The sequence below is a fragment of the Asticcacaulis sp. P2_B1 genome (genome assembly GCF_056404915.1).
Genome location: NZ_JBFUDD010000002.1, coordinates 394,600 through 419,764 on the forward strand (window position 1 = coordinate 394,600; position 25,165 = coordinate 419,764).

Annotated in this window: 14 protein-coding genes; 6 read left to right on the forward strand and 8 right to left on the reverse strand. The window is 59.4% G+C overall.

Annotation, left to right across the window (positions count from 1 at the left end; all coding sequences use genetic code 11):
• Positions 1-4: 4 nt before the first annotated feature.
• The 5 genes from AC1DX3_RS06195 (at position 5) to AC1DX3_RS06215 (ending at position 10,443) form a co-directional block, all read left to right on the forward strand.
• The gene (locus AC1DX3_RS06195; RefSeq protein ID WP_476988376.1) at positions 5-1,150 is read left to right on the forward strand and encodes an acyltransferase family protein; all 1,146 of its coding nucleotides are present in this window, start codon (positions 5-7) and stop codon (positions 1,148-1,150) included.
• Between the two features lie 107 nt (positions 1,151-1,257).
• Entirely contained in the window at positions 1,258-3,768 is a 2,511-nt protein-coding gene (gene galA, locus AC1DX3_RS06200) for a beta-galactosidase GalA (RefSeq protein ID WP_476988377.1), read from the forward strand.
• Between the two features lie 821 nt (positions 3,769-4,589).
• Entirely contained in the window at positions 4,590-7,694 is a 3,105-nt protein-coding gene (locus AC1DX3_RS06205) for a TonB-dependent receptor (protein ID WP_476988378.1), read from the forward strand.
• 180 nt (positions 7,695-7,874) lie between these two features.
• The gene (manD, locus tag AC1DX3_RS06210) at positions 7,875-9,086 is read left to right on the forward strand and encodes a D-mannonate dehydratase ManD (RefSeq protein ID WP_476988379.1); all 1,212 of its coding nucleotides are present in this window, start codon (positions 7,875-7,877) and stop codon (positions 9,084-9,086) included.
• Between the two features lie 226 nt (positions 9,087-9,312).
• The gene (locus AC1DX3_RS06215) at positions 9,313-10,443 is read left to right on the forward strand and encodes an epoxide hydrolase family protein (RefSeq protein ID WP_476988380.1); all 1,131 of its coding nucleotides are present in this window, start codon (positions 9,313-9,315) and stop codon (positions 10,441-10,443) included.
• Positions 10,444-10,562: 119 nt separating this feature from the next.
• Here AC1DX3_RS06215 and AC1DX3_RS06220 read toward each other — a convergent pair whose 3' ends face one another.
• The 5 genes from AC1DX3_RS06220 to AC1DX3_RS06240 all read right to left on the reverse strand — a co-directional run bounded on the left by AC1DX3_RS06220 (position 10,563) and on the right by AC1DX3_RS06240 (position 18,286).
• Positions 10,563-11,237, reverse strand: a complete 675-nt coding sequence (locus AC1DX3_RS06220; RefSeq protein WP_476988381.1) for a helix-turn-helix domain-containing protein — start codon at positions 11,235-11,237, stop codon at positions 10,563-10,565.
• A 9-nt stretch (positions 11,238-11,246) separates the two neighbouring features.
• Complete coding sequence (locus AC1DX3_RS06225) at positions 11,247-12,275, reverse strand: DUF6624 domain-containing protein (RefSeq protein ID WP_476988382.1); 1,029 nt, start codon at positions 12,273-12,275, stop codon at positions 11,247-11,249.
• Positions 12,276-12,668: 393 nt separating this feature from the next.
• Positions 12,669-16,403 carry an NACHT domain-containing protein gene (locus AC1DX3_RS06230; RefSeq protein ID WP_476988383.1) on the reverse strand — a complete coding sequence of 1,245 codons (3,735 nt, stop codon included), beginning with the start codon at positions 16,401-16,403 and terminating at the stop codon, positions 12,669-12,671.
• A gap of 249 nt (positions 16,404-16,652) precedes the next feature.
• Positions 16,653-17,105, reverse strand: a complete 453-nt coding sequence (locus AC1DX3_RS06235) for an N-acetyltransferase family protein (RefSeq protein ID WP_476988384.1) — start codon at positions 17,103-17,105, stop codon at positions 16,653-16,655.
• A 311-nt stretch (positions 17,106-17,416) separates the two neighbouring features.
• Positions 17,417-18,286, reverse strand: a complete 870-nt coding sequence (locus AC1DX3_RS06240; RefSeq protein WP_476988385.1) for a MurR/RpiR family transcriptional regulator — start codon at positions 18,284-18,286, stop codon at positions 17,417-17,419.
• A 201-nt stretch (positions 18,287-18,487) separates the two neighbouring features.
• Here AC1DX3_RS06240 and iolG point away from each other — a divergent pair, with 201 nt between their 5' ends.
• Positions 18,488-19,471, forward strand: a complete 984-nt coding sequence (gene iolG, locus AC1DX3_RS06245; protein WP_476988386.1) for an inositol 2-dehydrogenase — start codon at positions 18,488-18,490, stop codon at positions 19,469-19,471.
• 197 nt (positions 19,472-19,668) lie between these two features.
• On the opposite strand, the gene AC1DX3_RS06250 is transcribed toward iolG, so the two are convergent.
• Genes AC1DX3_RS06250 through AC1DX3_RS06260 form a run of 3 tightly spaced genes read right to left on the reverse strand, consistent with a single transcriptional unit; the run spans position 19,669 to position 25,148 of the window.
• On the reverse strand, positions 19,669-21,861 hold the full coding sequence (locus tag AC1DX3_RS06250; protein ID WP_476988387.1) for a GH92 family glycosyl hydrolase: 2,193 nt from the start codon (positions 21,859-21,861) through the stop codon (positions 19,669-19,671).
• On the reverse strand, positions 21,858-24,167 hold the full coding sequence (locus tag AC1DX3_RS06255) for a GH92 family glycosyl hydrolase (RefSeq protein ID WP_476988388.1): 2,310 nt from the start codon (positions 24,165-24,167) through the stop codon (positions 21,858-21,860). The genes AC1DX3_RS06250 and AC1DX3_RS06255 overlap by 4 nt, the downstream gene beginning before the upstream one ends.
• Positions 24,168-24,170: 3 nt before the next feature.
• Positions 24,171-25,148: an ABC transporter permease gene (locus tag AC1DX3_RS06260; protein ID WP_476988389.1), complete on the reverse strand. Its 978-nt coding sequence runs from the start codon at positions 25,146-25,148 to the stop codon at positions 24,171-24,173.
• Positions 25,149-25,165: the final 17 nt, after the last annotated feature.

Below are 25,165 nucleotides of genomic sequence, written 5' to 3' on the forward strand. Positions count from 1 at the left end.
ACCCATGGAAAAACCTCGCTACCTGGCTTTGGATGTGCTGCGCGGCCTGACGGTCTGCGTCATGATCGTGGTCAATACGTCCGGCGCCGGGGCTGAGCCCTTCGCCATTTTGCAGCACGCCAAATGGTTCGGCTTCACCCTGGCCGACGCGGTTTTCCCGACCTTCCTGTTCGTCGTCGGCAATGCGCTCTGTTTCACGGTCAAGCCGGGCGGATCGGATGCCGCCTTCTTCCTCAAGGTCCTCAAACGCACCGTCATCATCTTCCTGCTCGGCTTCCTGATGTACTGGTTTCCCTTCGTCCACCAGGCGCCCGACGGATCGTGGGCCTTCAATCCGCTCGGCGAAACCCGGATCATGGGCGTGCTGCAACGGATCGCCCTGTGTTACGGCCTCGGCGCCATTGTCGTGCGTTACCTCACCGTTCGCCAGATCGTCGCCCTGTGCGTCGTCCTCCTGCTCGGCTATTGGGCGGCGTTGATGCTTATGGGCCCGCCGGGAGAGCAGCTCACGCCGCTCGGCAATATCGCCGCCCAGGCCGACCGCGCCGTGCTCGGTCTTCAGCACATGTATCGTAAGGGCCATGGCTACGACCCGGAAGGCCTGTTCAGCACCCTGCCCGCCCTGGTCAATGTCCTGGCCGGTTACCTGGCCGGCCGGTTCCTGATGGGACGCCCCCCCGCTCAAAAGACCCCCGACCGCAAGACGGTGACGACCCTGCTGATCGTCGGCGCTGTGCTCGTGGTCGCGGGCCTGGCCTGGGGCCTGTCGCCACAACCCATCGGCTTCCCGCTGGCCAAGCGTTTGTGGACCAGCAGTTTCGTCCTATTGACCATCGGAATCGACCTGGTCCTGCTGGCTGGCCTGATCGCCTATACCGAGCTCGGCCGCCTGACCTTCGGCGTCCGCTTCTGCCAGGTTTTCGGCAAGAACGCCCTGGCCATCTATCTGTTCTCGGAACTGTTCGTCACCGTCCTACAACTGATCAAGACGCAGCAGGGTGTCGGGCTTTACGACTGGGTCGGGATCGAGCTGTTTCAGAAGATCGCGCCCGGCGCCATAGGCTCCCTGCTGTGCGCCATCGCCTATATGCTGGTGTGCTGGGGGTTGGGCTACATCCTCGACCGGCGCAACATCCTGATCAAGATTTGACCGCCGACAACGTGGAATTTTTATTCCATATTTTTTATGGAAGAAAATATATTCCAACTCGCCGGGCGGTCTGTCATACTGCGCCAATAGATACAGAGGAAACTGCCATGCTGAAACCGGACAGGCGCAAAGTCTTGCAGGCGGCCGCCATCCTCGGCACGCCGGCGATCAGCCTGGCCGCCGGTGCCGTGGCGGCTTCCGATACCGCCGTCCTGCCTTTCCGGCGCGACGGCCTGACGCCACGCATCCGCCTGCTGCTCGACTTCGACTGGCGCTTCGCCTTCGGCCATGCCGGCGAGATCCAACGCGATTTCAACTTCGGCGCCGACCAGAAGACCTTCGCCAAACAGGGTGCCAATGTCGCTGCCCCGGCCGATATCGCCTTCGACGACAGCACCTGGCAAAAGGTCAACCTGCCGCACGACTGGGCGATCGACGTGCCCTTCGTCAAAAACGAATATTTCATCCCGCCGAAGAACCCCGACGATGGCGATCCGACGGCCGGTCACGGTTACAAGGCGATCGGCCGCAAGTTCCCGGAAACCAGCGTTGGCTGGTACCGCAAGGTCTTCAACCTGTCGGCCGACGACGAAGGCCAACGACTGACCCTGGAATTCGACGGTGTGTTCCGCGATTCCACCGTCATTTTCAACGGCTATATCCTGAGCCGCCATGAGAGCGGCTATACGCCGTTCAGCGTCGACATCTCCAACTTCATCAATCCCGACGGCCCCAATGTCCTGCTGGTGCGGGTCGACGCCAGTTTGGGCGAAGGCTGGTTCTACGAAGGCGCCGGCATTTACCGCCATGTCTGGCTGGTCAAGACGGCCCGGACCTATGTGCCGCAATGGGGTGTTTGTATTCGCGGTGAGGTCTCGGGCGCCGTCGCCATCGAAACCCAGGTCGCCAACGATAGCGACGATGCGCGCACCGTGCGCGTCGTTTCGACCGTGTTCGATGCGGACAATCGCCAGGTGGCGTCCCTGGCCGATGACGCCACGATTGCCCCCCGGGATGAAACGGTCTGTCAGCAAACCACCACCCTGGCCGCGCCGCGCCTATGGTCGCTCACCGCTCCGCACCTCTATACCGTCAGGACCGAGATCCGAGACGGCGACACCCTCATCGACACCTATGTCTCACGCTTCGGCCTGCGCGAGATCCGCTTCGATGCCAGGACAGGCTTCTTCCTCAACGGCGAGGGCATGAAGATCAAGGGCACCAACAACCACCAGGACCATGCCGGCGTCGGTGTGGCCTTGCCCGACATGTTGCAGGTGTGGCGGGTCAAGCAGCTGAAGGCGATGGGATCAAACGCCTGGCGTTGTTCGCACAATCCGCCGACGCCGGAGCTGCTCGATGCCTGCGACGAGATCGGCATGCTGGTGATCGACGAGACGCGTCCGATGACCTCGACGCCGGACGGCCTGGCCCAGCTGGAAACGCTGATCCGCCGCGACCGCAACCACCCCTCGATCATGCTGTGGTCGATCGGCAACGAGGAGACGGCCCAGCAGGGCACCAAGCGCGGGCTCAAGATCGCGCTCGACATGCGCCGCACCGTCAAAGCACTCGACCCAACGCGGCCGGTGACCGCCGCCATGAACCACTATATGGGCCAGGGCATCACGCCGGCGCTCGACGTCATGGGCTTCAACTATCACGAGGCCGACATCGAGCCGTTCCGCGCCCTCTATCCCGACATGCCGATCGTCGGCACGGAGACTGCCAGCGCCGTGTCGACGCGCGGCGAATATGTCCGCGACGAAGTCAAATGTTATGTCCGCGCCTACGATCTCGATGCGCCGTCCTATGCCCTGACGGCGGAGGCGTGGTGGACCCTGTACAATGCTAAGCCCTACCTGTCCGGCGGCCTGGTATGGACGGGTTTCGATTACCGCGGCGAGCCGACGCCGTTCAACCGCTGGCCCTCGATCTCCTCGCATTTCGGCATTCTCGATACCTGCGGCTTCCCCAAGGACATCTATTATTATTACCGCTCGTGGTGGCAGAACGAACCCGTCCTGCACCTGTTTCCGCACTGGAACTGGGAGAAGGGCCAGAATGTCCCGGTCTGGGTGCATTCGAACCTCGACGAGGTCGAGCTGTTCGTCAATGGCGTCAGCGCCGGCCGCAAGACCGTGGTCAAAGACCGGCACCTGGAATGGAGCGTGCCGTTCGCGCCCGGCAAGATCACGGCCTATGGCTATAAGGCCGGCAAGGTGGTGATGAAACAGAGCCGCGAAACCGCGGGCGCAGCCTATCGCCTGGCCCTGACCGCCGACCGCCTGGCGCTCTCGGCTGACGGCGAGGACATCGCCATGCTGAAAGCCGAGGTCTTCGACAAGGCGGGGATCGCGGTCGCCACGGCCGACAATCTGATCCATTTCGACGTCGAAGGACCGGGCGACGTCATCGGCGTCGGCAACGGCAATCCGACCAGCCACGAAGCCGACCGGGCCAATGTCCGGCATGCCTTCAACGGCCTGGCCCAGGCCATCGTCCAGACGCGGCGCCGGGAAACCGGTGACATTGTCATTACGGCGCGTTCGGAAGGGCTGCTGCCGGCCCGTCTGGTCCTGAAAGCCGGCGCGGTTACCTTGCGTCCGCAGGTGTGATGACCGACGGCGAAATGTGTGCCTTGTCGCCACTGGCAGCGGGCAAGCGCCCGCCCGAGCTGATGCGAGGAGCCATGCGGCGCTTGAGCTGAAAGTGACCGATTTCGGGCGCGATTGACATTTCCGCCGCGTCATTTCCGCGGCGGAAATGTGGCACAACCGCTACACCTTCCGTCTTTTACGAAAACTGCCACCCGTTTTTCGCCATTTTCGACGATATATCAAACCTTTGTTTTTTATAACATTATCGCAATTTTTCGCGTCCATTCGATAGAAACGCGGACCGTTTGTGGCTAATTCTGCAACGAAAATATCAATTCTGAAAACAACGGAATTGACATTCCATAATATCGAACATACCCTTTAGTTGTCGGTAAGCCTCGCGATAACTGCGGGTCCCTGGATTACATCCTGATCCGCTTTCTTCACGGCCTACCGGACAAAAAAAAACGGGTATTCCACGCTTTTCAGCCGCCGAATACCTTAATAAACGGGGCCACGCCAATGACGTTCACCACCTTTGCTTGAGCCGCGTCTCTAACGGATGTTTAAAACTTTCAGCCTTAAGCTGAAATTTTAAAGTCCCCCCAGTTGAGTTCGACTAAGCCCATCCTCTCCTTTTTATCATACGGCGCGCCGCTCTTCGGACCGGTGGTATCCCAAGGCCACAATTGGTCGGCCAATTGAAAAAAAATGGTTGGAGTGGTCATACAAAACAGGAAAAGCCACGCCGAACGCCGCCGATCTACCTGTGAAGACGGCCTTCGAGCGCGGGATAATTTGGAACAGTAACAGGAGAAAACCTCATGGTTGAGACTAAGATGAAAAAGAGAGCCCTCCGGCTTAGCCTGCTCGGCGCCACCATGCTTGTCGGCTGCGGATTCAGCGCCGCCCATGCCCAGGATGCGGCACCGGCCGCGGCGCCCGCCGCCGCTGACGACAGCACCGTCGTCGTCGTTACCGGCTTTAAAAAGAGCTATGCCGACGCGGTCCGGCAGAAGAAGAACAATATCGAAATCACCGACGGCATCTCGTCGGACGGTCTCGGCCGCTTCCCCGACCTGAACGTCGGTGAAGCCCTGCAACGCATTCCGGGCGTCCAGATCAACCGCGAAGCCGAAGGCCGTAATGCCACCATCGGCCTGCGCGGCATGCCGGGCTTCTATGCCCGCACGACCTTGAACGGCCAGGCCTTTGCCGAACCCCCCGTCGTCAACACCACGGGCGGCGCCGACGGCACGCCCCTGGGCGCTTTCAACTCGGATATCTTTACGTCCTTCGTGATCGAAAAGTCGCCGATGGCCAATGCCCAGTCGGGCGGCCTGTCGGGCAATATCGACATGCAGATCGCTCCGGCCCTGTCGCGCAAGGACGGCGGCTTCGCCAAGCTGTCCAACGAATACAACACCCTGGGCAAGCTGAACGCGCCGGCCTTTACGCTCGGCTACAACAAGCATTTCTCGCCCGACTTCGCGGTCTTCGGCACGATCGCCTACAAGAAGGAAAACTTCCGCCGCGATACCCTGCGCTATAACAGCTATAGCCGCATGACCCTGGCCAATTCGGGCCTGAGTAAATCAGACTTTGCGGCCGCCTATGGCGATTACTATACCGCCGGCACCACCTGCGACAAGGTTGCCAATCCCTTCTGTCAGACTCTGGGCGCCGCGCTCAACATCGCCTCGACCGACCCAACCTATACGGCTTACGACACGTCTTCGACCGGTAGCAAGGGCAAGGATGGCGTCTATTATCTCGACTTCCTGCGCCAATATTCCCGCATGAATGTCGGCCGCTTGTGGACCGCTTCGGGCGGCCTGGAATGGAAGCCCAACGACAATACCAAGGTCGGCCTCGTCGCCTACTATACCGACCGCGACATGCCCAATACGATCCAGTACTTCCTGCTGAACGGCGCCTTCGTCGGCACCGGCGGCACCGTGTCGACGATTACGCCGACCGGCACGCCCGAAGTCATGGCTGACGGCCGCGCCCTGTACCAGACGGTGAAATACGATAATTACGACGGCAAGTCGTCGGCCCGCCTCTATTCGCAACACCAGGCGTCCAAGGGCGTTATCTCCAATCTCGACTGGCATAACGACAAGTGGCACCTGACCGGCATCCTGTCCTATTCGACGGCCGCGACCTCCTCGGTCGAATCCGAATTCGACCTGAGAACGGTACCGCTCGCCGGCGGCAATGGCCTGACCTCGACCATCAATACCGGCTTCGGCAGCCTGGGCAGCTTCTCGCAGGCCTCGTCGCCGACGCCGCAACAGGCCATCTACGCCATGCCCTTCTACGACGCCACGGGCGGCACCTATCAGGCAGGTGTGTGGAACTGGAAGAACACGGATCCGGAAAACCTCTACACCTCCGACGGCAAACATATCCTCAACATTTCGGGCAGCGAAAGCTTCGCCGAAAACACCGTCGAAGCCGCCCAGATGGACCTGGAACGCAGTGTCGAATTCGGACCGATCACCAGCATCCAGGGCGGCGTCCGCCTCGAAAACAACCACTATAACCGTCGCGGCTTCCGCAACATGGCCTATGGGGCGCAAACCCAGAACATCACCCAGGCCATGCTGATCAATCCGCCGGCCAATGGCGACTTCATGGAAGGCAAGGCGGCCATCACCCAGAACTGGCAGCTGATCGATCCGATCGCCTTCCTGAAAGCCGTTACGCCGGTCACGGCCTATAACGGCGGCGGTCTGACCGGTGTCGGCCTCAACACCTATTACGGTGACGGCGCCTATGCCACGGGCAATTACGACGTCTATAACAACATGGCTGAAGCCTATATCCAGGCCAAGTACGATACCGAAGTCTTCGGCCATCGCCTGCGCGGTAATATCGGCGTCCGCTCCGAAACCACGGACTATCAGGTCGACACCCTGGGCCTGAACGGCAAGCTCAGCAACGGCAGCGTCGGCGCCGCTTCCGACTTCGCCTGGCAGACCTACAAGAAGAAGTACAGCCACATCCTGCCGTCGGCGATCGCCGTCCTGGATCTGCGCGACAACATGGTCTTGCGTGCGGCCTTCTACAAAACCTATGTCCGCCCGCTGCCACAAAACAGCAACCCGGTCGAAGTCATCACGACTTCGCTCGACGCCACTTCGACGCCGACGAACCAGATTCACAACACCAATATCTCGCTCGGCAACGGCCGTCTGCAACCCTATACGGCGGACTCCTATGACCTGTCGTGGGAATGGTACAACCGTCCGAACGGCCTGATCTCGCTGGCCTACTTCAAGAAGACCCTGCACAACCGTGTCGAAGGTATCACCGATCCGGCGGTCCTGTGTCCGGCCGATGGCGGCGATTTCGGCTTCGGCGCTCTGGACTGGGACGGCACCCGTTGTACGGCGACCTCGAAGACGACGACGACCGCCGGCGTGACCGATATCTATCGCGTCAATGTCTCGGGTCAGTTCAATGTCGACAAGCCGACCTATGTCAGCGGTATCGAGTTCAACATCCAGCAGAACTTCGACTTCCTGCCGGGCTTCTGGAAAAACTTCGGCGGCAACTTCAACTACGCCTTCACCCAGGCCAAACAAACCGGCTCGGGCGCCCAGGCGGCTCCGTTCCCGGGCATTTCGAAGCATACGTTCAACACGATCGTCTACTACGAAACGCCCAAGTTCGGTGTTCGCGCCATCTATAACTTCCGTTCCGCCTATCCGCTGACCGCGGCCGGCACCTATACCGGTGCTGCCCGTATCGCCGCGGCGCGTGGCCAGCTCGATGTGTCGGCTTCTTACAATGTCAACGACCGGATCACCCTGTCGATCGACGCCTACAACCTGACGAACTCCTATCGTAAGGAATACGAAACCGATCCCCGCATGATCCGCTGGGTCGACTATGACGGCCGGACTATCACGTTCACTGCTAAAACTAGCTTCTAAAACTACCAGTCCCCTGCGAAGCCTCTCCTCCCGGAGGCTCCGCTCTACTCGGAGGCCGACGACTTACATGCCCGGCACTTGCCGTCAGCTGTACCTATTCCGGCTTTCCCTCGGTTGACCGCTCTCTTTTTCTCCGGGCGGTCAACCCCTTTTTCTTCTCCAAAAATTGTCTTGAGTCTCATGTCCAGAATTACCAACGCAAAGGTCATCGTTACCTGTCCCGGCCGCAACTTCGTCACCCTCAAGATCGAGACGGCTGACGGGATCTACGGCATCGGCGACGCGACGCTCAACGGCCGCGAAATGGCCGTCGTCAGCTATCTCGAAGACCACCTGATCCCGTGCCTGATCGGACGCGACGCCCACCAGATCGAGGACACCTGGCAGTTTTTCTATCGCGGTGCCTATTGGCGTGGCGGCCCGGTCGGCATGAGCGCGATCGCCGCCATCGACATGGCCCTGTGGGACATCAAGGGCAAGGTCGCCGGCCTGCCCGTCTATCAACTGCTGGGCGGCGCCTGCCGCAGCGGCGTCACGGTCTACGGCCACGCCAATGGCGAAAGCATCGACGACACCATCGCCGAAGCCCTGAAATATCAGGCCATGGGTTACAAGGCCATCCGCCTGCAGTGCGGCGTGCCGGGCCTGCCCTCGACCTACGGCGTCTCCGGCGACAAGATGTTCTACGAACCCGCCGACAACGAAATGCCGACGGAAAACGTCTGGTCGACGTCAAAATATCTCAACCATGTCCCCAAGCTGTTTGCCGCCGCGCGCGAAGCCCTGGGCTGGGACGTCCACCTGCTGCACGACGTCCACCACCGCCTGACGCCGATCGAGGCCGGGCGCCTCGGCAAGGATCTCGAACCCTATCGCCTGTTCTGGCTCGAAGACGCCGTCGTCGCCGAAAATCAGGACAATTTCCGCCTGATCCGCCAGCACACCACCACGCCGCTCGCCGTCGGAGAAATCTTCAGCACCTTGTGGAACTGCAAGGACCTGATCCAGAACCAGCTGATCGACTATATCCGCGCCACGGTCCTGCACGCCGGCGGCATCACCCACATGCGCAAGATCGCCGCCTTCGCCGACATCTATAATGTGCGCACCGGCAGCCACGGCGCCACCGACCTGTCGCCGGTCACCATGGCGGCGGCCTTGCACCTGGACATGTCGATCCCCAATTTCGGCCTGCAGGAATATATGCGTCACACGCCGGAAACCGACGCTGTCTTCCCGCACAGCTACGCCTTCTCCGACGGCCGCCTGCATCCCCGCGACGTGCCGGGCCTGGGCGTCGATATCGACGAAGCCCTGGCGGCCCGATACCCCTACAAACGCGCCTACCTGCCGGTCAACCGTCTCGAAGACGGCACCATGTTCAACTGGTAGACGCGCCCGAAGTGCTGGCAGAAGGTCGCGTTTGCCTCCGCGGTCCTCGGCCAAACTCAGAGCCCGGCATCTCAGGATGCCGGGCTTTTTTTGTGCCGCGAGCCCTTGCGACCCTGCCCGCCCAACTTTGCGCAAAATTACAATCTCCGACGCCCCTGCCCCGGTACTCTGGCCCTGTTGAACCTATCGCGCCCCTTCCCATCGCGCCATTGCCCAGGAGACCACCATGACCATGACCACCACCACGCCCACCCCTTTTACCATCGCCTTTTCCGACGACCAGCTCGCCGATCTCAAGCTGCGCCTGCGCCATACGCGCTGGCCGGATGAACCCGCCGGCGCGGGCTGGCTGAGCGGGACGAACCTGAACTATATGCAGCGCCTGACCGACTATTGGCTCAATGACTATGATTGGCGCAAAGCCGAAGCCGGCCTGAACGCCCTTCCGAACTACAAAGTCGCCATCGACGGGATCGACCTGCATTTCGTCCACCACCCCTCCCAAAAGAAGGACGCGCCGGCCCTTCTCCTGCTGCACGGCTGGCCGGACAGCTTCTTCCGCTATCATAAGGTCATCGACGCCTTGGCGCAGGACTTTCACGTTGTCGTGCCGTCCATTCCAGGCTCCGGCTTCTCCGGCAAGACCGCCCTCCCTCTCGACAAGGTGGCCGATATCTTCGCCCATCTCATGACCGACGTCCTGGGCTACGACCGCTTCATCGCGGCGGGCGGCGACGGCGGCTCGATCATCGCCATGTCCCTGTCGCAACGCCATCCGGACCAGCTGCTGGGATACCATGTAACGGACGTCGGCTACCCGGACCACACCACGGATTTCACCGTCCTGAGCGGACCCGAACAAGCCTATGCCGGCGCCATTCAGCAATGGTTCTTCGCTCACGGCGCGTTCAATCTCGTCCAGGCGACCAAGCCGCAAAGCCTCGCCTTCGCCATGAACGACTCGCCGGTCGGACTGGCGGCCTGGATCATGAGCTTCATGGCCGGCATGGGCTTGGGCGACGAGGCGGACGCCCGCTTTGGCCGTGACGCGCTCCTGACCAACATCATGATCTACTGGTTGACGGAAACGGCGGCCTCGTCCTTCCGCACCTACCAGCAAAACGCCCTGCAACCGCCGACCATCAAGGGCCAAAACACCAAGGTCCCGGTCGCGGTGGCGACGGAAGCCCCGATCCCAGGCGGCGTCCGCCTGCCCCGCGCCTGGGCGGATCGCCAGACCTCGGGCAATGTCGTGCAGTTCCACGACATGGCGACGGCCGGCCATTTCGCAGCCTGGGAAGACCCCACCTTCTATGTCGACGACATCAAGGCCTTCGCAACCCTGATCGCGGGATAGTATCAGCCAAACATGCCCCTTCTCCCCTTTCAAGGGGAGAGGCCGGGCGGCCGGTGCCGTGGCAGGCTTCAGCCTGCCGGGTGAGGGGTTCTTTTCTTAAGGCCGCCCCTCCCCCGGCGTCAAATCTTGTGCACCGCCTCGAGATTCGACGGCAAGGCCCCCATGATCTTCTTGATCGACTTGATCATATGCGGCTGGTCCGTATAGCCCAGATCGACCGCCACGGCCGCAGCATTTTGACCGTCCTTCAAACGCCGCACGGCTTCCTGAGCCCGCCGGATCACTTGAAAGTCCTTCTGCGTAATCCCCGTCGTGGCTTTGAAATGCTGCTGCACCGAACGCCGGGACGCCGCCCTGGGCCTCGCGGTAAAAGCCTTCGCCACGATATCGTCGGACACCAGCAGCCCGGCTTCGATCATCCCGTCGACAAGACTTTCGGCGTTCTGAAAGGTCGGCAGGGGCAGCTCCACCCCATCCAGCACAAACCCCTCGCCTCTCACTTCCAACGGACGAATGGCCGCGCCCGTCCGCACCTCCCGGTCCCCCGCCAGGTAGACATGGGCGGCAAAGGAAATGACGACCGAGTGCTCGCCGTCACGATAGGGCACATCGACCGGCTCGGTGGCCTGGCCGCTGAGAAACACGAAGGACGTCCCGTCCGGCGCCACGCTGAGGATCAAGTCCCACGATCCGTCCGGCGTGGCCTTATAGATCCCGTCGCTCAAACATAAGGTCTGCCAGACCGTGTCGATCCAGGGATGAGGCGACGACCGGCTCGTGTGCTTCTGAACCATGAACACCCCTCAACCCCCCGACATCGCCGCCAATTCCGCCGTGCAGAAGGTGAACACCTTGATATAGTCGGCCTCGCTGTTCAACCCGACCTCGGCGCGCCGTTTATCGAGCCCCTCCGGATCTTCCGAACCATAGGGCGCCCACGTGCCCGGTCCGGTACACCGCCCTTGCGTGCCATACCGCTGCGGCCGCTTCCCGGCGATGGCGACACGATCGTAGAGATAGGCATAGTTCTGCGGCAAGGTGTCCCTGGCCGGCAGCAGCCCCTCGATCAGCCCCAGCACCGACGCCTGGAAGTCGGCATCATGGTCGGCATGTTGCACCAGTACCCACGCGTCACTGTCCGCCTGCGGCCCGTAAAGCGAGATTTTCGGCCAGCCGTGCGCCGCCACGTCCGCCTTCAGCCATGCGGTATTGGCACGATCGGTCCGGCACGTCTCGCCGTTCTGCGCCTCACGGTAATAGCTGTCGAGCGCCGGCGGCACATCCGTCGCCCACAGTCTGCGCGCTTGCACCACATCGGAATTGGCGCGTTGGAACTGATCCTCGCCAACCCGCCGGGCCAGCTCGGCCTTGCGCGCGTCGGTCTCGGTCTTGGCGCGCAGATAGGCGCCCGCCGCCCCGGCATAGACCGGATCGACCGTCTCGCCAGCCCTGACGCGGTCGTGGATAGCCTCGCGCCGCGCCCCCACCGCCGCGACGCGGGTCGAATTGTCCTGCCACGCCTGCGCATCGGCCGACGCCCGCGCCAGTTCGAAGCCGGCATTTTCGACATAGTACCAGTCGGGAAAACGACATGAGCTGAAAGTGGCGCCAAAGGGAATACCGGCCTCCTGATAAGCCAGTTTCGCCAATTCCGACTGGACATCCCACACGCCGCCGTCGCCAAGCTGCTGCTTCAGCGCGAAATAGGCGTCAGGATTTTCCGGCGGATGTCCGGCCCATTGCCCCGCGATCTCCGCCGGCGTCCCCTGCGCCCCGGCCGGCGACGACGCAAGCCCCAAGGCCGCGACAGCAATCAAAACCATGGCTTTCATAATGTGTCCCCTCCCGTTGTGTCGCCGGTCTCCCGGAGGCATCATGGCAGCTAATCCCGGATTTGCGGGATCGTCAATCCTGAGGTTGTGAGGGAATGATATGCCGCATCACGATCGCAGCTGCGCACCGCATAAAGCGCTGTGGGTGTCCTCGGCATAGTCGAATTTCCATGGACCGTGGCATCCAACCGTTCCGCCGACGCCGCGTGCCAGTAGAACATCCTCCCCCATTGCTGCGCTTAATAGCTGCCGATTCGCCATAGGTTCAACTCAACCCCGCCCAAACGCTCCACGATAGGCAAACACGGCCCATACGTTAAGTAATATAACGTCAATTTTAGAATATGGACGGCCAATTACGGGAGCTAAAATTAGATTACGCTATTATAACCCCTAAAACCAAGCATCTCTGTTCGCAATATCAAGTAATTTTGCTGCTGACGCCCCCGCAACCGACCTTAACTGACCATCAGCAAAGGCGATTAATGGAAGCGGAAAATTACTGCTGTCGTTAGATATATTGGTCGCTATAGATTTGGACAACGACAGGTCTTCACGTTGTGCAAAATAGCGCCCTGATGCACCTTTCAAATAAAGATATTTAATATTATGGAGTGCTAATTTTATCTTTACTTTTTGCCTAAGAGCAGTAATTGTGTTATCCATAGCAAATTGAAGTTCTGGTTGGCCAGCTTGCATCTCAGGACTTGATAGGGCAACTGCAAGTTCATATCGATGTTCCCATGTCAACCTCATCCCGAGAAACATGCAAAGCCTTGATCCAAGATTTTTAGCCAACATCAGGTCGCTACGATTGATTTCGTTAGACACAATTCCTTGTCGCGCTCCGTACTGAAGACATCCATAGTCCGCACAAAGGTTACCCCATTCTGCCGGGTCAAGTGAATCCAAAACTGGTTTTAGTGTGCTGGAAATTTTTATTATAGTTCTTAATGTTCCCCAACGCCAAAGTAGAAGAAGCAGCCGTCTACGCTCTAATCCATCCGTCTCATTTTGTAGGCGTTCTTCCCACCAACGTGGCGCGCCGGACTTCCAACGCACAAAGCGCGCGGCACTTACCAAATCAGAAGCATCTCCAAGACGTTCACTAGGCACTCCCGGATCCCTAGAGCGCACACCCGCGCCAAGAAATGCGATGCGGTCGATCGCAGGACAATCACCCCATGCCACCCTCAAGACTTCGACCAGCTCAACCCAAGGGATTACTGAAGTTGATGTAATTGCGCTTGATGTGTCTAAGAACTTACAGTGCGCTTCAAAGGCCCTGTTGTCGGCATTCCGCTCTTTAGCTGCCGAAAGTAATTTTTCACTTTCAATGCCTTTGTCAGATTTTGCCTCACCGAATCTCCGGTCCACCAAATGCTTGATAGACACTGCCGATTCGTCATTGAGCGCTAGTCCATATTGGTAATAGCTACTTATGGAAGCAATCTTCGCTAAATCGCCTCCATTTCTTTTACTACGTTGCACCACGCCCGGTAAGGTCAAATTGTTGAGTAATATATGCTTTGCTAAGGCGAAGTGTTGACTACTTTCTAAGAATGAGAACTGTCCCGCCTCCAGCAATTTCGAAATAAAATCTACCGACAAAATTACCGGCATTGAAATTCGCGTCAAAAATTTCTCTGACGAAAACACCTGAAGCATACCGCCAAGGGTGACCCAATCTCGATGATTTAAAAGTGCCTCTGTATTTTTCCATTGCTCAGTTCGCTCTTCCAGAGATGAATTCTGAGCTATTGCTCTGGCTAAGGCGCGCCGCTCGTCCATAAAGCCAGTCTTAACAACTTGCTGCCAGAGAATTTCCAAAAACTCTTGTCGACCACTTCTGTCTGGTAATGACGACCAGCCCGTAGCGCCAACCTGCTCCGCGTTCGCTAATAGTTGACGAAGTTGAGGATAATCGCCGATAAAGGCCACAATTTTTTTAACCGCTGGTTGATACTGAGTAAAGACCCAGTCGCTCAGCAACATCAACGCAACGGATCGTGGGTGGCTGGTAAGTTTATAAGGTTCTGTTTCCGATAGTGAAATGAGTTCATCAACTAGGGCAGAGATTTCTCCCTTGCTAAAACAGCCACCATAAAATCTCGCCACGTTTAACCAATAAGGATTCCGCAAGAGGGCATCGAAACGGTCCAATTTGGTGCCCGATTTTTCGTCCCCCGGCGGTGAGTAGGGAGCCGTTTCATAGAGGTGCCGTGCGGCAAAATATTCACGTAGCGGCTGGACCTCAAATTCATACGTTTCCTGCACGCGCGAGACCAACGCTCCAACACGTTCAATTATGCCGTTAAAAAGTTCAGTAACAATTCTTGTGTTTTCGCCTTGGGCATCAAGATAAAGCAGTAAGGTGGCACGCAATGCATTTTTTTCTATGCTTCCATTTTCACCAGCTTCGGCAGCAGTTTGCAATTTCCAGGCTAAGTAGCGATGGATGTCGATCAGGAGCTCCCGGTTATCACGCACGACCTCACTCTTTTCCGATTCTCTACTGAAAAACATATCCATATAGGCATCATACATTGCGGTACGTTTTTCTGGCAAAGAAGCCCCCCGATTATGTATTAGCGAGAGAAGTATAGTTAGCTGCATTGGATTTTTGGCTAAAAATTGAGTATGAGCTTCCTGAAGTTTGGTATCAAGAATTCGCCTCAATTGGTGCTGCTCGGCTTCCTTTACCCCCTTCGCTTTCATCCATTTCGTAGTGTAATCGTCTACCTGCTTCCTCTCCAATGGTAATAACTCGAAGTATGCCCACTGATCGCGAGGAAATCTTACAGATTTCGCAAATGCTGCGGGCCGACTCGTCACTATAGTTTGAACGGAAAATCCGCCAGCGTTCATTAGACGAGTTGTTCCTTTCGTAATCTCTGAGACAAGTTGTTGCCGAAGTTCAATATCTGCAACCTCATCAAAACCATCAAGGGCAAGAAATAAGTGGCTAGCCCGGGCGACGGCCGTTAAGTCAGATACATTAAAGCCATGCCCGCCCGAAAAATGGCGCACTTGACCAGCAAGAAAGCCTTCTAGGGACCGAGGTTCCCGGTCGTCAAGTTCTACCACCTTGGATTGGAATGGGTCGATTCCAGCAATCCATTTCGCGAGATCGCGTAAATCTACGCGAAATGGCAGCCTTACTTGGGCATTACTATACTGCCTGGGCAATTCGCTCAATTCTTGCACCTTGTCAAGTAATTGCATACGCATTACTTGACATATGTACTGAGTTACGGTAGATTTCCCTTGCCCGGGAGCTCCCTCTAAAACAGACCTGCTAAGCTTACTACGAACATCAGATTTTATGAAATATTCAGCGGACTTCCTGTCAACATGGTCGAAATCGGCATACGACAACTGAGAATTGTACACTCTCATCGCAACACCATGTCTGACTAAGTGTGCCAATCGTGGAGACTCAGGTTCAATAATATCAATTGATGGCTGCATGGGAAGATCCACAAACAACTCAGTCATATTACTTCTTAACTCAGTCTGCTTAAATTTTAGCTCTTCATCATCCTCGTATTGAGCAGTCAGATAAGCTCGGATTGCACCTCGACGGCGCTCCTCTTCCTCTCCAAGATTACCTATTACTAATGCACCAAGCAAGTCTGTAGCTTTAAGAATTTCTGGATAACTCCACTTTATGCTTGAATTACCGTCCAAGCGACGATCTAAATCATCGCGCCACCAGCAGTAAGCTTCTATACCCAAGAGCTCTGACAATTGGTGATTTACACGGTCAATGCTTCCAACGTCTAAATGGGACGTGCCCTTTAAATTCGTTATCAAGTAATACTTATTCAAGCCTGCGGCTTTTAGTTTTTCAATTTTTGGCCGCTCTTTTTTTACGATATCTTCAATCATATCGCGCTCGGAGCGTGTGTCAGATGGGCTTTTGACGAATTTTACTTGAAAAACGACTAAATCCCGCGTGGCAAGTTTAGATCTATTGTCCTGTAGGAAGTGACGAATCCAATAGGCATCGCGTCCCCCGTCAGGTTGACCGACCGGTAAACATTGTACGTTCGGAAAGCTTGCTGCGATGAGCGCCTCGCAGAACTCTTGAAATCTTTCATCACCTAAAACTTCATAATGATACATTTCTCGCCCCGCATTAAGCCAATCAATATTCAATCGGCATAGTTTATTTCCTACTCGACCATGAGGACATTACCTTTGCAAGTAAAAAGTGGAATTGCAACCTCGCGGCTGGGGCGACTTATGAACTCCGCACCAACCTCTTGCGGTAAACCTGACCGATAGGTTACCCGATAGCGCCAATTCACAGGCTTGGGACGGCCGACTAAAGAGTGGGAGATACGGTCCCGCACGAACCCCGAACTATCGGCCCTACTCGACCCTTGGCGGCAGTCTTCGCATCTGGAATCCCATCTTGCTCTGTTCAAAACCGGCGCCCTGATAAAACTTCAGCACAGCCGCTTGCTTGGAACCCGTGAGCAGCATGACCTTGTAGCAGCCGGCGCGCCATGCCGCCTCTGTCGCGTGTTTGAGGACGGCCTTGCCATATCCCCTGTTGCGATACTTAGGGTCGGTCACGACATTTTCGACCAAGGCGTAAGGTGTCCCGCCGCGCGTCAGGTTGGGGATCACGACCAGCGTACAGGTCGCAACGATAGCCTCGTCCAGGCAGCCGACGACAATATGGCTGCCGGGATAGCGCTCCAGCAGCTCCAGATTTCGCGCCGCGTCCTCAACCGTCATTGCCTGATCGTCGGGGTTAAGATGGCGATACAGGCTCAGCAGTTGCGCTATATCTTCGCGGCCGGCAAATCGAGTCTTCATGTCGCATCCTTAAGCGGCCCTTTAAGCACCCAAATAGCAGCCAACTCGCCGGCCGGGGATAGCCGCTAAATGGGTGGAAATGGGTGAACCGGCGGCAACAATCACCCAACAGCCGCCAACAGGTCCTCTACGATAGCCGCTAAATGGGTGGAAATGGATGAACCAAAGGCAAGAAGCGGCCGTAAGAATCTGCCCTCGCCGCCCGAGCCTCGAAATCCACCGCGAAACCCGCGATTCCAACGCCGGAAAAAGCAGCCTTAACCGCCTCCAACCGGCCTGCAACGCCTCCAAACACGCCGCGAAACGCGCCCCTAACCCTCCGTCTGGGCGGCGAAGGCATAGGCGATGACCAGGCTTTGCACCAGACACAAGGTCGCCGTCAGCGAACGGAACGACCGCACCTCCGCCTCACGCACCAGCAGCGACTGCACGGCCAGCTTGGCCAGCGGCGACACCTTCGAATCGGTGATGCCGATAATCGGCGCCCCCTGTTCGGCGGCGATATGGGCGCATTTGACCGTCTCTTCGGCATAGGGCTGATAGGTAACGGCGATCAAAAGGTCTTTCGGCCCGATCGTGCGGATCTGATGGCCCCAAAAACCGCCTGTGCCGTCGATGAAAATGGCCTTCTTGCCGCTGCGTTGCAGGAAATAGGCAAGGTAGGACGAGATCGGAAAGGCGCGCCGGAAACCGGCTATATAGACCGTGTCCGCGGCGATCAGGCGCTCGACCGCCATGTCGATATCTTCGGCGGTGACGCTCTGCCCCAGGCGCTCCAGCGACAGGCTGTCGGCGGCGACATATTCCGCCAATATGCCTTCGACGGCGCGGCCGGACGAATCGGTCAGGGATTCGTTGAACTGACGGACGCGCTCGCCATAGGCCAGGGTGATATTGCTCGCCAACAGCTCGTCGCGGATGATTTTCTGCATCTGCGAGGCGCCGGAAAAGCCCAGGGCCTTGGCGAAACGCACGATCGCCGACGGCTGCACGCCGGATCGCTCGGCGACGACCGCCAGGGTCTCGAAGGCAAGGTCTTCCGGGTGGTCGAGAATGATGCTGGCCACCTGCTTCATGCGGCGGCTGAGATCCTCATGATTGGCGACGATGACCGAGCGCAGTTCGTCCATGGTGGCCGGCACCGTGGTGGTCAGTGTCTGCGATTCGAGGTCGACGGCCATGCAGGGCTCCCTTAATGTCTTTTTGTACCGGCCTCGTTTGCCGCCAGAACGAATTCCACGTTGACAGGTTTTGGAATTTTTGTTCTAGCTTTAAAACAGGCTTGGTCTTACCACCATCATACTAACCTAATAATTTCATATTTGGAATGAAAATTCCATAGCCATCGCCGGTAATCACTGGCCACATCCGGGAAACGCACCATGTTCCACATCGCCGTCCTCGGCGCCGGCCGTATCGGCCGCATCCATGCCAAAAACGTCGCCGCTCACCCCGGTCTGAGCCTGAAAGCCATTGTCGATCCGGACAGCGCCGGCGCCGCGCAATTGGCCCAGGAAACCGGAGCCGAGGTCGCCGGTCTCGAGGCCGTTCTGGCCGATGCGTCGATCCACGGCATCATCGTGGCCTCGCCGACCGACCAGCACCTGCCCCAGACCCTGAAGGCCATGGCCGCCGGCAAGGCCGTGATGTGCGAAAAGCCGATCGACCAGGACCTGGCCACCGCCCGCGCCGCCGCCGGTGCCCTGGGCGGTGACAAGCCCCTGCTGCTGGGCTTTAACCGCCGTTTCGACCGTCATTTCGGCGGCCTGAAGCAACAATTGGACGCCGGCCGCATCGGAGCACTGGAAAGCCTGCTGATCGTCAGCCACGACCCCGCCCCGCCGCCCATCGCCTATGTCAAGGTCTCCGGCGGCCTGTTCAAGGACATGGCCATCCACGACTTCGACATGGCGCGCTTCCTGCTGGGCGAAGAGCCGGTCGAAGTCTATGCCAGCGCGTCCTGCCTGGTCGACCCGGCCATCGGCGAAGCCGGCGATATCGACACCGCAAAAACCGTGCTGAAAACGGCGTCCGGAAAAATCTGCGTCATCAGCAATTCGCGCCGCTCAGGCTACGGCTATGATCAGCGCGTCGAGGCCTATGGTTCCAAGGGGCTGCTGAAGGCCGACAACGTCATGGAATCGACCGTCTCGCACTGGGGTGAAACCGGCGCCCAGAGCGACGCCTTCCAGAACTTCTTCCTCGATCGCTACGCCGAGGCCTATCGCAGCGAAATCAATCACTTCGCCGATATCCTGGCCGGCAAGGCCCGCCCCAGCGTCGGTTACGACGACGCCGTCAAAGCCCTGGCCCTGGCCGAGGCCGCCGCCCTCAGCGTCAAGACCGGCCAACCCGTCAAGGTATAATTTTACCATTAGAAATCAACCGGCGCCCCATTCGGAGCGCCGGTTTTGCTTGAAAAGGACCACCTCCACTCCGAATCTCCCCGGCCGCCTTTTCGGTGACCGCCGGCATTGGCAATATGATACTTTTCTGCCCACTCATTCGTGACCCGAAAACCTGAACCTTTTCAACACAACCCGCCGCTAAAAGGGTGCCCGGTCTACTCATTCCCCGTCATACCCCACCGCCCCGGCTTGCTGCCCATGACGACCTCCAGCTTACCGCCGGCCTCGATATCCCCCTGGCGGATAAACACCCCGGTCAAGGGCGCCCCGTTCAAGGTAGCCTTCTGGATATAGATATTGCCCGGCCCGGCATGGCGGGCGACGATCTCGAACGTCTTGCCGTTCTCCAGATGCAAAGCCGTATAGGCCTGGTGCGGCCCGTGGACATAGAACAGATCCGTCCCCAGTTTCGGGAATAAACCCATGCTGTTAAAGACAAAATGCGAGCTCATGGCGCCATTGTCTTCGTCGCCCGGATAGGCGGTATCGGTGAACTTCTTGAAGATCTCATTGGCCCAATAGGCCGTCAGGTCCGGCCGCCCGACATTGCTGAACAGCCACGGCGTGGCATGCGACGGCTCATTGGTGATGTCGATCAGGCCGCTCGACAGGGCGTGCTGCAGGCGGTCGATAAAGCGCTCGCGCCCGCCCATGGCCGCGACCATGCCGTCGATATCCTGCAACATATCATAGGAATAGACCCAGGCCGTGCCTTCGTAAAAGCCGACATTGTTATAGGTCTTGCCGTCCCAACCCAGTTTCGGATCGATGTCCTGGAAGGTCCCGTCGGCATAGCGCGGCATGATGAAACCGCTATAGCCGTCGCTCTGCGCCTTGTCGTCCCAGACGTTTTTCCAGCTCTGCGACCGCTTCAGCAGAGCCGCTGCCTCGTCCGCCTTGCCGGCCTTTTCCGCCACCTTGGCGCCGTAAAAATCGTTGAGCGCGAAGCCGACGGTCGAGGACCCGGACTTGGCGCGCTGGTTATTGGGCTCGGGGCTTAGGTCGCCAACGGCGAAATAGTTGTCGATAAGATAGCGCGGCCGCCGGCGTTCAAAGGCGTTGAAATGGGTAACGCGGTAGGCGGCGGCCCAGTCGATGCCGTCGACGCCGCGGATCAGGCCTTCTCCGATGACATTGTCGACCTCGTCCCCGCCCTGGCCGACATGGTAGTTGCGGCCGGCAATGATGGCCGTGTCGGCGGCCCCGAACTTGTCGAAGGTGTGGATAAACGATCCGACATTGGCGGCATATTCCTTCGGCTTGATCAGCGACATCAGCGGGAATTCAGTACGATAGGTGTCCCACAGGGTGTAATAGTCGTCCCAGTTGGGGGCGTGCAGTTCCGAGTCCGGCTGGTCCAGGGTGCGGTCGCGCGGCTGGATGGCCGTGTGATAAAGCGCTGTATAAAACCGCGTCAGGCGCTTGTCGTCGACCCCCGAAATGGTGACGCGGTTCAGTTCAGCGTTCCAATCGCCTTGCGCCGCCTGACGGACGCCGTCGAAATCCCACGCCGGAATATCCTGATCCAGCAAGGCTTCGGCCTTTTCGGCGCTGGTGAACGATACCGCGACCTTGACCAGGACCGGCTGCGACGCCTTGGCGCCGAACGACCACCAGGCGCCCAGCCGCTGGTCCGGACCGGTGCTGGCATTGGTCTCGCCCGCCATGACGGCGCCGTCCTTGACCACGCCCCAGGCCGTCGGCTTGACGCTCAGCTTGGCGCAGAACCAGATGTCGACCATGGCCGGGTTCCAATAACCCTTGGCCTTGACGCGGCCGATGATCTTGCCTTCCTCGGGATAGAGCCAGACCTCGGCATTGTCGCTGGCGGTCACGCCCTGGATCTTGCGCGTAATGTCGAAAACCAGGTCGGCCTGGTCGCTGTCGGGATAGCTCAGGCGATAGATGGCGGCATAGTGGGCCGGCGTCACCTCGACCTTGGTATTGTAGCGCGTCAGGGTGACGGCATACATGTCCGCCGCCGCCTTCTCATCCGCCTTGGGCGACAGGTGTTGGGGCTCGTCGAACTGCGGCGCCCCGACCTGGGGCGACAACAGGAAGGTGCCATAGGTCGTGACGCCGCCGGAGCCTTGGGTATGCAGCTGCGCGAAACCGCTGATCGGCGCGGCCGGGTCGTAGCCAGCATTGCTGCCGGTCAGGGTTTCCGGGCTGGGGTGGATCGAACCCGCCGGTAAGGCCGGTCCCGGCACCGTGTCGCCCTGATTGTCGTTGCCGACCCCGACCATGGGATTGACATAGCTGTAGAGCGGTTTGGCGTCCTCGGCATGGGCCGCCGGAACGATCGCCAGCAGGCTTGCCGTCAGCCACAATGACGTTTTCATGCTCATGGTCGGCTTCCTTTTGTGTCGGTTCCCGGGGCGATAAAATGCGTGGCCCAGCTGCCCGGGGCATTGGCCATATCCAGTTCCAGAACGCCGCCGGCCATCAGTTCGGCATGAGTCAACCAGGCGCGATCGATCGGCTTGCCATTGAGGCGGGCGGCCGTGACATAGCGGTTGGCGTCCGATGTGCCCCTGGCGGCGATGGTGAAGGTCTTGCCGCCCTCGAGACGGATCGTTGAGCGGGTGAAGATCGGCGAACCGATATAGTAGAAGGGCTGGCCGGCATTGGGATAGAAGCCGATGGCGCTCCATACGTACCAGGACGACATGGCGCCGGCGTCGTCATTGCCCGGCAGGCCCGTGCGCGTGGCGTGGTAATTGACCGCCAGGATATGGCGCACGCGATCGGCGGTCTTGTCCGGGCGGCCGGCATGGATATAGAGCCACGGCGCCAGGATGTCGGGCTCATTGCCCTGGGCATAATAGCCGTCGTCAAACAGGCGGTCGAGCCAGGCGGTAAAGGGCTTGGCGCCGCCCAGTTTCTGCATCAACCCGGCAACATCGTGCGGCACATAGGTCGAATATTGCAGCGAATTGCCCTCATAGAAGGGCGCTTCCCACCATGGCGTCGACTTGTCGGGATAGTCATAGGTGCAGGTGAAGTTTTCCAGGCCCTGGCCGTCGGGATAGCGCGGGCGGATACAGCCAAGGTCGTCGTCCCACAGCTTCTTCCAGCCTTCCGAGCGCGCCAGGTAACGCGCGGCGTCGGCCTTGTGGCCCAGCTTTGCCGCCACCTCGGCAATGGCGAAATCGTTATAGGCATATTCCAGGGTGCGCGAGGCCGATCGCGTCTGCGTCAAGGGCACGTAGCCCAGTTGCAGGTAATCCTTCAGGACCCGGCCTTGCAGGAAGGGCTGGTCGGACTCGACCTCGCCGTCCTTCTTCAGGGCCGCAAAGGCAAGCTCCGTATCGAACCCGCCCAGGTTCTTGACCACGGCGTCGGCGATCAAAACGTCGCCGTTCGAGCCACCCTGGGTCATGCCGTTGGCGCCGCCGATGCGGGCATCGGGCAGCCAGCCGGTATGTTTATAAGTGTCGAGCAGCGAGCGGATCATGTCGCGCTGGCGCTGCGGCTGGATCACCGTCATCAGCGGATGCAGGGTGCGGAAGGTGTCCCACAGGGTATAGAAATCCTCGTAATGAGGCTCGGCCGAGTTCCACCACACGTTCTCGCCGCTCAAGTCATGGGGCATGGTGTGGCTGCGATAAAGCGCCGTATAGAAGACGCGGGTCTGCTCGTCCGTGCCGCCTTCGACGGCAATCTGCGACAGAGCATCGTTCCACAACCCGCGCGCCTTGGCCCGTTCGGCGGCGAAATCCCAGCTGGGCATTTCCTCGCCAAGATTGGCCCGGGCCTGGTCGGCGCTGATAAAGGATACGGCCAGCTTCATCTGCACGACGGGCGCCGTGGCGGTATCGAAGCTCATCCAGGCGCCGAGCTTGTGGGAAAACTCCTGCTCGGTGTCGTACTCGATCATCAGGCCCTGGCGGTTGGCGGCGCTCTTGGTCTGGTTGCCGCCGTCCAGCGTGCCGATGCCGGGCTGTTGCGCCATCTCGCCCTGCTGCGCCTTCCAGGCGCCGAAGGTCATAGCCGGCCGGTCGAACACGGCGTAGAAATAGAGCTTGTAGGGCGCGGGGTTCCAGCCGCCTTCGAAACTGGCCCAGCCGGAAATCGTGTGATCGTCGATGATATCGACATGGGCCGCCGTGGCGCGCTGGCCGCTGCCCCTCAGGCCGATGACCGAGGTGGCGTCGAGGATGACATTGCCCTGGGCTTCGGCAGGAAAGGTCAGGCGTTGGAACCCGACCCGGCGCGATGCCGTCAGCTCGACCTGGATCTTTTGCGCCGGATCATTGCCGATCTTGACGCCGTAATAGCCGGGTGATGCGGTTTCATCGCTCTTGGCGAAGACCATCTGGTTGACGCGGACTGGCCCAACCGTCGGGGTGACGCGGAAATTGCCGTACTTGCTGGTGCCGCCGGTACCGCTGACATGGGTGAAGCTGAAGCCCAGTATAGCGCTGTTGGAATCATAGCCGTTGGTGTCGCCATTGGCGGTATCGGGGCTGAACGAAACGAAGCCGAAGGGCACGCCGGCGCCCGGAACGGTATTGCCGCCGATGACCGAGCCGCCGTCGACGCCGACGAACGGATCCGCCCACACCGTCCTGTCCGGTGCGGTCTGGGCCATGGCGGGCGACGCGAGGGCCAGGGCGGCGGCAAGGAGACAGGCGCGGAGCGGATGGGACATGATCTAGACCTTACCGCGATGGGATTTGGCGTAGGAATCGAAGGCAACGGCCATAACGATGATGATCCCGATCACCACCTGCTGGAAGTAGGACGAGACGTGCATGACGACGAGACCGTTGGACAGGACGCCGATCAGCAGCGCCCCGATCAGGGTGCCGCGGATGCTGCCGGAACCGCCCGACAGGGAGGCGCCGCCGATGACGACCGAGGCGATGACGCGCAGCTCGTAGCTGATGCCGGCGACGGCTTCCGCCGAACCCAGCCGTGCTGACAGCAGGAAGCCCGACAGGCCGGCCAGCAGGCCGACAATGACATAGACGCTGATCAAGATGGCCTTGACGTCGACCCCGCTCAGGCGGGCGGCCTCGGCATTGCCGCCGACAGCATAGACCTGGCGGCCATAGCGGGTATAGCGCAGCACGATATGGCCGATCAGCGCCACCAGGGCGAAGACGATGACCGGCACCGGCACGCCGGCGACAGACCCGGTGCCCCACCAGCGGTAGCCGTCATCGAAGCCCGCAATGGGCCCGCCGTCGTTCAGCATCAGGGTAGCGCCGCGCCACACCGTCATTCCGCCCAGGGTGGCGATGAAGGCCGGGACATTGAACAGGGTGACGGACTTGCCGTGGATATAGCCCGCCGCCGCGCCGATCAGGGCGGCGATGGCGATCGCCAGCAGCCATTGCGGTCCGAAACCGACATGCTGCACTACCCAGGCCGCCGCGATCGAAGCGAAAGCCAACAGCGACCCCACGGCCAGATCGACCCCGCCCGTCAGGATGACGAAGGTCATGCCGACCGCGACCACGCCGTAAATCGAGACCTCGGTCAGGATGTTGCTGGCGTTGCGCAGCGACAAAAAGCGCGCATTCTGCATCGTGAAAAAGGCGATCAACAGCAACAGGAAGATGCTGGTGCCGTATTTGCGCAGGAAGCCGATAGTGTCGAAGGCTTGCGGGGCGGGTTGGCTCGTCATGACGGGTGGCACTTTCT